The sequence below is a fragment of the Pseudomonas sp. TE21394 genome (genome assembly GCF_054057835.1).
The window spans coordinates 3,483,983-3,497,323 of record NZ_JBSRZR010000001.1 but is presented as its reverse complement, the minus strand read 5'-3'; the positions used below and the strand labels follow the sequence as shown (position 1 = coordinate 3,497,323).

At 62.6% G+C, this 13,341-nt stretch carries 11 protein-coding genes; 5 read left to right on the top strand and 6 right to left on the bottom strand.

All coding sequences use genetic code 11. From position 1 onward, the window contains the following. Positions 1-11: 11 nt before the first annotated feature. From ACVWZT_RS16040 to acs, 4 genes are all read right to left on the bottom strand, one after another. Entirely contained in the window at positions 12-710 is a 699-nt protein-coding gene (locus ACVWZT_RS16040; RefSeq protein WP_457470239.1) for an ABC transporter permease, read from the bottom strand. Beyond that, a complete protein-coding gene (locus ACVWZT_RS16035; RefSeq protein ID WP_296232452.1) occupies positions 707-1,396 on the bottom strand; it encodes an ABC transporter permease in 690 nt (229 codons plus the stop codon). The genes ACVWZT_RS16040 and ACVWZT_RS16035 overlap by 4 nt, the downstream gene beginning before the upstream one ends. A gap of 88 nt (positions 1,397-1,484) precedes the next feature. Then, the gene (locus ACVWZT_RS16030; RefSeq protein WP_296232451.1) at positions 1,485-2,270 is read right to left on the bottom strand and encodes an ABC transporter substrate-binding protein; all 786 of its coding nucleotides are present in this window, start codon (positions 2,268-2,270) and stop codon (positions 1,485-1,487) included. A 510-nt stretch (positions 2,271-2,780) separates the two neighbouring features. Further along, a complete protein-coding gene (gene acs, locus ACVWZT_RS16025) occupies positions 2,781-4,742 on the bottom strand; it encodes an acetate--CoA ligase (protein ID WP_186676385.1) in 1,962 nt (653 codons plus the stop codon). A 395-nt stretch (positions 4,743-5,137) separates the two neighbouring features. On the opposite strand from acs, the gene ACVWZT_RS16020 reads away from it, so the two are divergent. Further along, positions 5,138-5,392, top strand: a complete 255-nt coding sequence (locus tag ACVWZT_RS16020; RefSeq protein ID WP_296232449.1) for a DUF2790 domain-containing protein — start codon at positions 5,138-5,140, stop codon at positions 5,390-5,392. 154 nt (positions 5,393-5,546) lie between these two features. Here ACVWZT_RS16020 and ACVWZT_RS16015 read toward each other — a convergent pair whose 3' ends face one another. Further along, on the bottom strand, positions 5,547-7,106 hold the full coding sequence (locus ACVWZT_RS16015; protein ID WP_296232448.1) for a sigma-54-dependent transcriptional regulator: 1,560 nt from the start codon (positions 7,104-7,106) through the stop codon (positions 5,547-5,549). A gap of 256 nt (positions 7,107-7,362) precedes the next feature. On the opposite strand from ACVWZT_RS16015, the gene phhA reads away from it, so the two are divergent. The 4 genes from phhA (at position 7,363) to ACVWZT_RS15995 (ending at position 10,233) form a co-directional block, all read left to right on the top strand. Then, complete coding sequence (gene phhA / locus ACVWZT_RS16010) at positions 7,363-8,151, top strand: phenylalanine 4-monooxygenase (RefSeq protein WP_296232447.1); 789 nt, start codon at positions 7,363-7,365, stop codon at positions 8,149-8,151. 39 nt (positions 8,152-8,190) lie between these two features. Further along, positions 8,191-8,547: a 4a-hydroxytetrahydrobiopterin dehydratase gene (locus ACVWZT_RS16005; protein WP_133328218.1), complete on the top strand. Its 357-nt coding sequence runs from the start codon at positions 8,191-8,193 to the stop codon at positions 8,545-8,547. A gap of 279 nt (positions 8,548-8,826) precedes the next feature. After that, positions 8,827-8,955, top strand: coding sequence for a hypothetical protein (locus ACVWZT_RS16000; protein WP_263975009.1), 129 nt, complete (start codon positions 8,827-8,829; stop codon positions 8,953-8,955). Between the two features lie 90 nt (positions 8,956-9,045). Further along, positions 9,046-10,233, top strand: coding sequence for an MFS transporter (locus ACVWZT_RS15995; RefSeq protein ID WP_457470236.1), 1,188 nt, complete (start codon positions 9,046-9,048; stop codon positions 10,231-10,233). A 38-nt stretch (positions 10,234-10,271) separates the two neighbouring features. Here the strand turns inward: ACVWZT_RS15995 and ydiJ are convergent, their stop codons facing one another. Next, on the bottom strand, positions 10,272-13,292 hold the full coding sequence (ydiJ, locus tag ACVWZT_RS15990; RefSeq protein ID WP_457470235.1) for a D-2-hydroxyglutarate dehydrogenase YdiJ: 3,021 nt from the start codon (positions 13,290-13,292) through the stop codon (positions 10,272-10,274). Positions 13,293-13,341 lie beyond the last annotated feature (49 nt).

Here is a 13,341-nt window from a genome sequence, read left to right as displayed (position 1 = left end):
TCACAAAGCGGTCAGTGCTTGCGCGGCGCCAGGTAGCCGAGCCAGCGGCGTTCGGCCATCTTGAACAGGCGCACCAGGATGAAGGTCAGGCACAGGTAGAACACGCCCGCCGTGATATAGGCCTCGAAAGGCAGGTAATACTGGGCATTGACCGTGCGCGCAGCACCGGTGATGTCGATCAGGGTAACGATCGACGCCAGGCTGGTAGTCTGCAGCATCATGATCACTTCGTTGCTGTACTGCGGCAGCGCCCGGCGCAGGGCCGACGGCAGCAGGATGCGCCGGTACATCTTCATGCGCGACATGCCCATGGCCTTGGCCGCCTCGATCTCGCCATGCGGCGTGGCCTTGAGGCTGCCGGCGATGATTTCGGCGGTGTAGGCGCTGGTGTTGATGCCGAACGCCAGGCAGGCACAGAACGTGGCGCTGGACAGCAGCGGCCACAGGACGCTTTCGCGTACCGCCTCGAACTGCGCCAGGCCGTAATAGATCAGGAACAGCTGCACCAGCATCGGCGTGCCGCGGATCACATAGGTGTAGAGCCAGGCAACCAGGTTGACTGCCGGCTGCCTGGACACCCGCATCAGGCCCAGCGGGATGGCCGCCAGCAGGCCGAAGAACAGCGAAATGGCCAGCAGCTTGAGCGTGGTCAGCAGGCCGCCGAGGTACAGCGGCAAGGCCTCCCAGACGACGTTGTAGTCGAAGATCATAGTTCAGCCACCTTGACGCCTACCGAATAGCGGCGTTCGAGATACTTCAGGGCCAGCAACGAGACACTGGTCAGCACCAGGTACAGCGCCGCCACCGCGAGGAAGAAGGTGAAAGGCTCGCGGGTGGCATCAGCCGCCTGCTTGGCCTTGAACATCATGTCCTGCAGACCGACCACCGAGATCAGCGCGGTAGCCTTGGTCAGCACCAGCCAGTTGTTGGTGAAGCCCGGGATCGCCAGGCGAATCATCTGTGGCACCTGGATGCGGAAGAACACCTGGCGACTGCTCATGCCATAGGCCACGCCCGCTTCGGCCTGGCCCTTGGGAATACCCAGGAACGCGCCACGGAAGGTCTCCGACAGGTACGCGCCGAAAATGAAGCCCAGGGTACCGATACCCGCGATCAACGGGTTCAGGTCGATGTAGTCTTCGTAACCGAGCAGCGGCGCCACCCGGTTGATGATGTCCTGCCCGCCGTAGAAGATCAGCAGGATCAGGACCAGGTCCGGAATGCCACGAATCACCGTGGAGTAGAGATCGCCCAGCCAGGCCAGCCAGCGCACCGGCGACAAGCGCAGCGCCACACCGATCAGGCCGAGCACGATGGCCAGGGCCATCGACGACAGGGCGAGCTGCAGCGTCAGCCACGCCCCGTCGAGGATGACTGCCCCGTAGCCTTTCAACATGATGAGGTCCTCGACCTAGAGAATGAAAAATGGTGCAAACCTCAGAGCCTCTGCTGTTTGCACCATTGCACAGGTGAAACCCGATTTCTTAGTTCGAGTCTGGACCGTAGATATCGAAGTTGAAGTACTTCTTCTCGATTTCTTTGTACTTGCCATTGGCGCGGATGGCGTCGATGGCCTTGTTGATGCGCTCGCGGTTGGCGTCGTCACCTTTACGCACGGCAATACCGACGCCGTCACCGAAGTACTTCACGTCGGTGAACGACGGGCCGACGAAGGCGAAGCCCTTGCCAGCGTCGGTCTTCAGGAAACCGTCCTCCAGCAGGGTGGCGTCAGCCACGGTACCATCGAGGCGGCCGGCAGCCACGTCCAGGTAGATTTCGTTCTGGGTACCGTAAGGAACCACGGTGGCACCCTTGGCAGCCAGCACTTCCTTGGCGAAGCGGTCATGGATCGAGCCGCGCTGCACGCCGATCTTCTTGCCCTTGAGCTCGTCGAGGCTGTCGCTGACGGTGGTGCCTTCCTTCATGGCCAGACGCGCTGGGGTCAGGTAGTAGCGCTTGGTGAAGTCCACCGACTTCTTGCGGTCTTCGGTGATCGACATGGATGACAGGATGGCGTCGATCTTGCGCACTTTCAGCGCCGGGATCAGGCCATCGAATTCCTGCTCGACCCAGGTGCACTTGGCCTTCATCTCTTCGCACAGGGCGTTGCCGATGTCGTAGTCGAAACCGGCAAGGCTGCCATCAGGCTGCTTGAAGGCAAATGGCGGGTAGGCGGCCTCGATGCCGATTTTCAGCGGTTTTTCATCGGCCTGCGACACCAGGGAAAACACGGACAGCGCCAGGGCGCCAAGCAGTGCGAGCTTCTTCATCAGGTAACTCCATCGGTACGGGGCAATACAAGGCAGGGAACGGCTGCCCGAATGCGAATGGGTACAACGCGAGCCGCGCAGGGTATCGACCAAGGTCGCAGACCACGAGCGTGTGAGTGGCATTCTAGCGACAGCCCGGTAGTCGATATTTCTTCAAAGCGACAACTACTTACAGAAGCGCCTGAAACCGCTGCGGGCAATGTTGACAGCCAGTGCAAAATATGCAACAGCGCAAGAAATAGAACCTATAGACCTAGCAATTCCCGGGCCTATTATTGGCAAAGCCTTGAAGTACGGCAAGCGTAGCGTGCTGCGTTGGAAAAATTGCCGGTGAAATGCACCGAAACGAAGCGGAATTGTTTCCTGGCGCCCCGAAGCCGTGCGTCAACGGTGACAGAACAGTTACCGATGAATGTCGGGTAACAGTAAAGCAAAAACCCCGCCGGTTGCCCGTGCGGGGTTTTGGTCGAACGGCGTACGAGTATTCAGCTTTCCGAATACCCGCAGCTATCAGGCCGAAGCCAGGCTCATCGCCTTGTGGGTATCGATCAGATGCTGCACCACCCCCGGGTCGGCCAGGGTCGAGATGTCACCCAGCGCGCCGTATTCGCCCGTGGCAATCTTGCGCAGGATACGCCGCATGATCTTGCCCGAACGGGTCTTCGGCAGCCCCGGCGCCCACTGGATCACGTCCGGCGAGGCGATCGGGCCGATTTCCTTGCGCACCCAGTTCTTCAGCTCCAGGCGCAACTGCTCGCTGGGCTCGATGCCGGCATTGAGGGTGACATACACATAGATGCCTTGCCCCTTGATGTCGTGCGGCACGCCCACCACCGCTGCCTCGGCCACTTTCGAATGGGCCACCATGGCGCTTTCGATTTCGGCGGTCCCCATGCGGTGGCCGGACACGTTGAGCACGTCATCCACGCGGCCGGTGATCCAGTAGTAGCCATCTTCGTCGCGGCGCGCGCCGTCGCCGGTGAAGTACATGCCACGGAAGGTCTTGAAATAGGTGTCGACGAAACGGTCGTGGTCGCCGTACAGCGAACGCGACTGGCCCGGCCAGGAATCGAGAATCACCAGGTTGCCTTCGGCAGCACCTTCGATCAGGTTGCCCAGGTTGTCCACCAGTGCCGGCACCACGCCGAAGAACGGACGGGTTGCCGAACCCGGCTTGAGGCCGGTAGCACCTGGCAGCGGGCTGATCAGAATGCCGCCGGTCTCGGTCTGCCACCAGGTATCGACGATCGGGCAGCGTTCCTTGCCCACCGCCTTGTAGTACCAGTTCCAGGCTTCCGGGTTGATCGGCTCGCCGACAGAGCCCAGCAGACGCAGGCTCGAGCCGTCGGCCCCGGCCACCGCAGCCTCGCCTTCGGCCATCATCGCGCGGATGGCAGTTGGCGCGGTGTACAGGATATTGACCTTGTGCTTGTCGATGATCTTCGACACGCGGGTGATGTCCGGGTAGTTCGGCACGCCCTCGAACAGCAGCGTGGTGGCACCGTTGGCCAGCGGGCCGTAGACGATATAGCTGTGGCCGGTGACCCACCCCACGTCGGCGGTGCACCAATAGACCTCGCCCGGACGGTAGTCGAACACCCGCTCATGGGTCAGCGCGGCATATACCAGGTAACCACCGGTGGTATGCAGCACGCCCTTCGGCTTGCCGGTGGAGCCGGAGGTGTAAAGGATGAACAGCGCTTCCTCAGCCCCCATCTCCTTCGGCGCGCAGTGGCTGGAAGCCACTTTCATCAGGTCTTCGTACCAGATGTCGCGATGCTGGTGCCAGGCAATGTCGCCACCGGTGCGCTTGCACACGATGATCTTCTGCACGCTGTTGGTTTCCGGGTTGGTCAGCGCCAGATCGACGTTGGCCTTGAGCGGGGTACGGCGGCCGCCGCGCACGCCTTCGTCGGCGGTGATCACCACCTTGGACTTGCAGTCGATGATCCGCCCGGCCAACGCTTCAGGCGAGAAGCCACCGAACACCACCGAGTGGATCGCACCGATACGGGCGCAGGCCAGCATGGCGACCACGGCTTCCGGGATCATCGGCATATAGATGGTGACCACGTCACCGCGGTGCACATCCTGGCCACGCAGGGCGTTGGCAAACTTGCAGACCTGCTCGTGCAGTTCGCGGTAGGTGATATTGCGGTGCTCGGAAGGATCGTCGCCTTCCCAGATGATGGCCAGCTGGTCACCGCGCTCTTCGAGGTGGCGATCCAGGCAGTTGGAGGAAACGTTCAGAGTGCCATCGGCAAACCACTTGATGTCGACATGGTGATCGTCGAAGGAGGTCTGCTTGACCTTGGTGAACGGCTTGATCCAGTCAATGCGCTGGGCCTGCTCGCGCCAGAAGCCGTCCGGGTTGATCACCGACTGCTGGTACATGGCCTTGTAGGTGGCCTCGTCGGTCAGGGTTGTGGCCGCGACCTCGGGACGAACGGGATACAGTGGAGCCGCACTCATCTGTGTTACCTCGGTGTAATAGTTGTTTTTGTATGGGACCGTTTTTAACTGTACCAGAGCAACAAAAGCCATTCGACGATGGTAGTAATTTGGTACGTGCGTACAGCACAAGCGCTCTGGCACGCGCCTTAGCGGCGCGGCAGAGAAAGAACTGCAACGCTTGGCAGACGATTGTTACAGATTCTGTCAAAAGACTTTATCAAAAGCCCCACTGTTTCGGCCTTGGGCACAGCCCTAGAATTCATCTCGCCAGCAACGGCAAGGCGATTAACAACTGGTAACAGCCCCCACGAAGGCAAACGTTAATCCCCGTCTTATCGATAGTTGAACCAGCAATACCCGCGGCGCCACAAGCGCCGCGCGCCCCCTCTCGACCTTAGACAGGTAAATGGAAAATGAAAGCTTTACTGGTATTGGTACTTGGCAGTCTTTGCGGCGCGGCAATGGCCGACGAAGCGAAAGAGGCCGAGCAGATTCCGGTTGAACAGTACAACTATTCGCAGCACCTGGACATTGCCCGCGTCATTTCCATGAGCGAAGTGCCCAATGTGTGCGAAGTCGTGCCTGCCCGCATGACCTATGAAGACTCCAAGGGCCAGAAGCACATTCTCGAATACCGCGTGATGGGGAACGGCTGCTCGAACGGCTGAGACCATTTGAATCAGGGGCCCTGCGGGCCCCATTCGCGGGTAGACCCGCTTCCACAAGTACAGCGCCTGCCTTGAGTCCAGCGCTGTACCTGTGGGAGCGGGTTTACCCGCGTAGCAGCCACCGCCTGATTAACAGGTTATAACTAACGACGATTTAATCCGCTGACTTGCCCAACGAATAATCCCGCAACTTGTTGGCAATTGTCGTATGCGAAACACCCAGTCTTTTACCTAAAGCGCGACTACTGGGAAACTCCCCCATCAAACTTTCCAGCACCGCCTTCTCAAAGCGCCCGACAATTTGCGAAAGATCCCCGTCCAGGGAAAAGTCACCCAGCGGTTGCCGCGCACCATAATCCGGCAAGCGGATATGTTCGCTCTTGACCACGCCGCCATCGCATAACGAAACTGCCTGGAACAATACATTTTCCAGTTGCCTTACATTGCCCGGCCAATGGTACTGGGCAAGTTTGTCCATCGCCGCCGGCGCCAGGCGCGGCATGGCACAGCCAATCTGCCGGCTGGCCTGGTCGAGAAAGTGCTGCACCAGGCCTTCCAGGCCATCCATGCATTCACGCAGGGGCGGAATGTGCAGCGACAACACATTGAGCCGGTGGTACAGGTCCTGACGAAACTCGCCACGCGCGCACAATTCGGACAAATCCACCTGGGTCGCGCAGATCACCCGCACGTCCAGGTATACCTCTTCATCACTGCCTACGCGGCGGAAGCAGCCGTCCTGCAGAAAGCGCAGCAGCTTCACCTGCAGGCGCGGGCTCATCTCCCCTACCCCGTCAAGGAACAGCGTGCCACCGGCGGTCAGTTCCAGCAGCCCCAGCTTGCCCTCGGCCCGCGCGCCTTCGAAGGCCCCAGGGCCATAACCGAACAACTCGGTCTCGGCCATCGACTCGGGTAACCCGGCGCAGTTCAGCGCCATCAGCGGCGACTGTCCGCGCGGGCTGGCCAGGTGGCAGGCACGCGCCAGCAGCTCCTTGCCGGTACCCGTTTCCCCCTCGATCAGCAACGGCGCATCCAGCGGTGCCATGCGCCGCGCCTCGCGCACCACGGCGGCCATGACCCGCGAGCTCTGGAAGATGCTGTCGAAACCGCGCAACTCCTGCTTGCGCACGTTGTAGATTCGCTCGCCGATGCGGTCGGCGCGGTGCAGAGTCAGCACTGCACCGGCCAGCGCCTCGCTGTCGTCGTGCTCGGACTGCAGCGGCGCGATATCGGCCAGGAACACATCACCCTTGACCTTGATGCGCAGGCCGTTGATGCGCGACTTGTTGGCCCGTACCAGCTCCGGCAGGTCGAAATCTTCCACATAGCGCGCCAGCGGCATGCCCGGCACCTCATCCACCCGCACCCCCAGCAACTGGGCTGCCGAGCGGTTGGCGGCGACGATACTGCCGCCCATGTCGATCGACAGCACCGGGAAATCCAGCGCCCCCAGCAGCGCATTCAGCTCCATGTGACGGCGCTCGCTGGGCATCAGCCCCACGCGCTTGACGCCGAACACCCCGGCGATGGCCTCGAACTTGGGCCGCAGCGCCTGGAATTGCAGGTTGATCAGGTTCGGGCAATGCAGGTAGATGGCGTTGCCGTGGTCACCGCCCACCTCGCCGCGCAACACGTTGATGCCGTATTCCACCAACAGGTTGAGGATGTCGCGCAGGATGCCAATACGGTTCTGACAATGCACTTTGATACGCATGAGGCCTCTCGAGGACCGGTTTATTTCGACACGGCAAAGAAAATTCGTAAAGAAAAGCTGACAAAGTCCACAATATGATCAGCCAGATGCCTCGGATTTTCCGACACTCGCCGCGCTTTGTAAAATATTCGTTACGAAAGTAGTGCAAGAACCCTGGCCCGCCCCAGTACTACCCCCGTGCAAAGCTGCCGGTGAAGGGATATCCCTTAAAGCATGTCCTGCACATAACAAGAAAAGCCCTCACCAGGAGAGCCACATGAAACAGACGCAATACGTGGCACGCGAGCCCGATGCGCACGGTTTTATCGACTACCCGCAGCAAGAGCATGCGGTATGGAACACCTTGATCACCCGCCAGCTGAAAGTGATCGAAGGTCGCGCATGCCAGGAATACCTGGACGGCATCGACCAGCTCAAGCTGCCGCATGAGCGGATTCCGCAATTGGGCGAGATCAACAAGGTGCTGGGCGCCACCACGGGCTGGCAGGTAGCCCGGGTGCCGGCGCTGATCCCCTTCCAGACCTTCTTCGAACTGCTGGCCAGCAAGCGCTTCCCGGTCGCCACGTTCATCCGCACCCCGGAAGAACTGGACTATCTGCAGGAACCCGACATCTTCCACGAGATCTTCGGCCACTGCCCGCTGCTGACCAACCCCTGGTTCGCCGAATTCACCCACACCTACGGCAAGCTCGGCCTGGCCGCGACCAAGGAACAGCGCGTCTACCTGGCACGCCTGTACTGGATGACCATCGAATTCGGCCTCATTGAAACCGCCCAGGGCCGCAAGATCTATGGCGGTGGCATCCTCTCGTCACCAAAGGAAACCGTCTACAGTCTGTCTGGCGAGCCAGAGCACCAGGCCTTCGACCCGGTCGAAGCCATGCGTACCCCCTACCGCATAGACATCCTGCAGCCGCTGTATTTCGTGCTGCCGAACATGAAGCGCCTGTTCGACCTGGCCCATGAAGACATCATGGGCATGGTTCACCACGCCATGCAGCTGGGCCTGCACGCACCGAAGTTTCCACCCAAGGTCGCCGCCTGAGCGACCTTGCCGACAACAACTCGAACCGGAAAACACTACATGAATGCCTTGAACCAAGCCCATTGCGAAGCCTGCCGCGCCGACGCGCCGAAAGTCACCGACGAAGAGTTGGCCGAGCTGATCCGCGAAATCCCGGACTGGAACATCGAAGTACGCGATGGCCACATGGAGCTGGAGCGCGTATTCCTGTTCAAGAACTTCAAGCACGCCCTGGCCTTCACCAATGCCATTGGCGAAATCGCCGAAGCCGAAGGCCACCACCCGGGCCTGCTGACCGAGTGGGGCAAGGTCACCGTGACCTGGTGGAGCCACTCGATCAAGGGCCTGCACCGCAACGACTTCATCATGTGCGCGCGCACTGACAAGGTGGCGGAGACGGCTGAAGGCCGCAAGTAATCGTCTGAAAAGTGGGGCTGCTTCGCGCCCCTTCGCGGGCGCGCCCGCTCCCACAGGGACCTATTTTCCGCGGCCCTGGCGGGAGTGGGCGTGCTCGCGAAGGGGTACGAAGCGGCCCCTTTTCGTTGGCATCCCTGTCCGCTGTTCGCCCGCAAAACCGACCGGCGACCGGCAAAAAAACCAAACTGTCATCCAGACTTGTGTATCCTGCCCCAGCTTTGCGAAGCTTCAAACGCGCCTGGCGCAGACTTTTCACTCACACTTGCGAGGAACGACGAGATGCATGAAATCCCGAATCTTCCCTTCCCAAGCCTGAACCCAGAAGAGCCAACCGTAACCGTTCACGCCGAGCCGGCTGCTGCCGCCGAGCAGGATGGTGACGATCAATCCAGCGCTGACCAGGACTAACCGCGCAACCCCGACTGTGTGAAAACGGCTGACCTGCGGGCTACCCCCGTCATCACGTTTTCACACCGTCCAGAACCCACGTAGGCCCCCATGCCCGACTCACCGCGCCCCCTTGCGGTCACCCTGCAAGTCGTCTCCATCGTCCTCTTTACCTTCATCGGCTACCTGAACATCGGCATCCCCCTGGCCGTATTGCCCGGCTATGTGCACAACGACCTGGGCTTCGGCGCCGTGGTCGCGGGCCTGGTGATCAGCGTGCAATACCTGGCCACCCTGCTCAGCCGCCCCACGGCCAGCCGCATCATCGACAACCATGGCAGCAAGAAAGCCGTCCTGTATGGCCTGGCCGGGTGCGGCCTCAGCGGGGTGTTCATGCTGGCCTGCGCCTTTCTCACCCACCTGCCCTGGCTGAGCCTGACCAGCCTGCTGGCCGGCCGCCTGGTGCTGGGCAGCGCTGAAAGCCTGGTGGGTTCGGGGTCGATCGGCTGGGGTATCGGCCGGGTCGGTGCCGAACACACCGCCAAGGTCATCTCCTGGAACGGCATCGCCAGCTACGGCGCGCTGGCCATCGGCGCCCCGCTGGGGGTGCTGATGGTCAAGGGCCTGGGGCTATGGAGCATGGGCGCGAGCATCATCCTGCTGTGTGCGCTCGGCCTGCTGCTGGCCTGGCCCCGGCAGGCCGCGCCCATCGTCAGCGGCGTGCGCCTGCCGTTCCTGCGCGTGCTGGGCAAAGTGTTCCCGCACGGTTCGGGGCTGGCCCTGGGCTCGATCGGCTTCGGCACCATCGCTACGTTCATCACCCTGTACTACGCCAGCCGCGGCTGGGCCAATGCAGCGCTGACCTTGAGCCTGTTCGGCGCCAGCTTCATCAGCGCGCGGCTGCTGTTCGGCAACCTGATCAACCGGATTGGCGGGTTCCGCGTAGCGATTGCCTGCCTGTCCGTGGAAACCCTCGGGCTGCTGATGCTGTGGCTGGCGCCCGATGCCGAATTGGCACTGGCAGGTGCCGCGCTGAGCGGGTTCGGTTTCTCGCTGGTGTTCCCGGCACTGGGAGTGGAGGCAGTGAACCAGGTATCGGCGGCCAACCGCGGGGCTGCGGTGGGGGCCTATTCACTGTTCATCGACTTGTCGCTGGGGGTGACCGGGCCGCTGGTGGGCGCGGTGGCGGCGGGGTTCGGCTTTGCTTCGATGTTTCTGTTTGCGGCGGCGGCGGCGGCTTGCGGGTTGGTGCTGAGCCTGTACCTGTACCGGCAGGTGCATCGCAGGCAGTATCGGTAACAAGCCGGGGGGCGCTTTGCCCCCCAAGGCCCTGAAACCTAGCGCTGCGCGTACTGCAGCACCACCTCCAGCGGGTGACGCAGCTGCCGCTCGGTCATGCGCTTGACTTGGCTACGGCAGGAATAACCCGTCGCCAGCGGTTCGCCTTCGTTGTCCAGCTTGGTCGCCCAGCTCTGTTCGAAGATGGTCCGCGAGGTGTCCTGGTTACGCGCCTCGTGCCCGTAGGTACCGGACATCCCGCAGCAGCCAGTGGCCTCGGTCACCAGCTTCAGCCCCAGGCGGGCGAACACCTGTTCCCATTGCCGGGTACTGGCCGGCACATTGGTCTTCTCGGTGCAGTGCGCCATCAGGCGGAAGCGGCCCGGCGCAGTCGGCGCCTGCTCCGGCAGCACATCCATCAACCACTCCTGCGGCAACAAAACTTTCGGACAACCGTCCAGGCCCGGGACTTTCTGGTACTCCTGGCGGTACACCAGGGTCATCGCCGGGTCCAGGCCCACCAGCGGTACGCCGCAGTCAGCCAGGGCCTTGAGCTGGTTGGCATTGCGGATCGCCGCCTTGGCGAACGCACCGAGGAAGCCCTGCACATGCAGCGGCTTGCCGTTGGCGCTGTACGGTGCCAGGAACACGCGATGGCCAAGGCGGTGCGCCAGATCGATGAAGGCCGACAGCAGTGGCGTCTCGAAGTAGCGGGTGAAGGCGTCCTGTACCAGCACGATGCTGCGCTCACGCTGGGCCGGGGTCAGCTCACGCAGGGCCGGCACACTGGCCACACCGACACGGCAGCGGGCCAGGGTGGCCTGGAAGTTGAAGCGGCTGAGCAGCGGGCTGTCGACCATGCCCACCTTGTCGGCCAGCAACCTGCTTACCCACTTCGAGCCCATCACCGCGTTGTACAACCCCGGCGCGTGGGCCAGGTACGGGATGGTGAACTCCAGCGAACCGATCAGGTAGTCACGCAGCGGGCGCTGGTAGCGGCCGTGGTAAAGCTCGAGGAAGCGCGAGCGGAAATCTGGCACGTTGACCTTGATCGGGCACTGCCCGGCGCACGACTTGCACGCCAGGCAGCCGGCCATGGCGTCGTACACTTCGTGGGAGAAATCTGCCTGCCCCTGGCTGCGTGCGCGGTTGTTGCGCAGGCGTGCCGGCAGGCCCTTGAGCCAGGACACTCGACTGCGCGCCGCAGCCAGCACATCGATGTTCGCCTGGCCCTGCAGGCGCAGCCACTCACGCATCAGCGAGGCGCGGCCCTTGGGCGAGTGCTGGCGCTCGCGGGTGGCCTTCCATGACGGGCACATGGCGTCGTTGGGGTCATAGTTGTAGCAGGCGCCGTTGCCGTTGCAGTGCACGGCGCTGCCGAAATCCTGCCACACGCGCTCGTCGATGGTGCGGTCGAGATCGCCGCGCAGGGTCACGCCATCGACCTTGGTCAGGCCCTCGGCACTGTCCGGCGGGGTACAGATCTTGCCCGGGTTGAGCTGGTTGTGCGGGTCGAAGGCGCCCTTCAGGCGCTGCAGCGTCGGGTACAGCTCGCCGAAGTACTCCGGCACGTACTCCGACCGCAGGCCCTTGCCATGTTCGCCCCACAGCAGGCCGCCGTAGCTTCGTGTCAACGCCGCCACGGCATCGGAGATCGGCTTGACCAGCGCCGCCTGGGCCGGGTCCTTCATGTCCAGCGCCGGTCGCACGTGCAGCACGCCGGCGTCGACGTGACCGAACATGCCATAGGCCAGGCCGTAGCCATCGAGCAGCGCGCGGAAGTCGGCGATGTAGTCGGCCAGTTGTTCTGGCGGTACCGCAGTGTCCTCGACGAACGGCTGCGGGCGGACTTCGCCTTCGACGTTGCCCAGCAAACCCACCGAACGTTTACGCATGGTATAGACGCGGGTCACCGCCTCGGCGCCCTCGGCGAGGGTGTGGCCCAGGCGTTCGACACTGGTGTCGCTCTGCAGGTGCTGGATGAACGCCTGCACCCTGGCGTTGACCTCGGCCGGCTCGTCGCCACAGAACTCCACCAGGTTGATGCCCAGGGTCGGGCGCTCGGGGTCGGCCGGGAAGTATTCGGCGACGCTGTGCCAGACGATATCCTTCATCGCCAGCATCAGCACCTTGGAGTCGACGGTCTCGATCGACAGCGGCTTGTGCGCCATCAGCGCGTTGGCGTCGCGCAGGGCATCCATGAAACTGCTGTAGCGGACGTTGACCAGCACGGCGTACCTGGGGATCGGCAGCACATTGAGCTTGGCTTCGACCACGTAGCCCAACGAACCTTCGGCACCGCACAGCACGCTGTTGAGGTTGAAACGGCCCTGCTCGTCGCGCAGGTGCGCCAGGTCGTAGCCGGTCAGGCAGCGGTTGAGCTTGGGGAACGTGGTTTCGATCAGGTCTGTCTGGGTTTCCTGGATCTCCCGCGCCATGCGGTACACCTCGCCGACCCGGCCGGGCGCGGCGCAGGCCTGTTCCAGTGCGGCATCGTCGATCGGCAGGCTGTGCAGGCGTTCGCCACCGAGCAGCACGCTGTGCAGCTCCAGGACGTGATCGCGGGTCTTGCCATAGGTGCAACTGCCCTGGCCGCTGGCATCGGTGTTGATCATGCCACCGACGGTGGCGCGGTTGGAGGTGGACAGCTCGGGGGCGAAGAACAGGCCATACGGCTTGAGCGCGGCGTTGAGCTGGTCCTTGACCGTACCGGCCTGTACCCGCACCCAGCGCTCCTCGACGTTGATTTCGAGAATCTTGTTCATGTGCCGCGACAGGTCGACGACAATACCGTCGGTCAGCGACTGGCCATTGGTGCCAGTGCCGCCGCCGCGCGGGGTCAGCTTGACCTGGCGGAAACGCGGCTCGCCCATCAGCGTGGCGACCCGCACCACGTCGTCGGCGTCCAGCGGGAACACCGCGGCCTGCGGCAAGCGCTGGTAGATCGAGTTGTCGGTGGCCAGCACCGTGCGGGTAGCGTAGTCGGCACTTATCTGGCCACGGAAGCCGCTGCTGCGCAGGGCTTCGAGGAATTCGGGGTAATTGGCGCTCGGCGCAACGGTCGGCAGCTGGGCGATCATCGAAGGATGGCCTCTTGATATAGGCTAATTCACGGGATTCCTGTCGCTC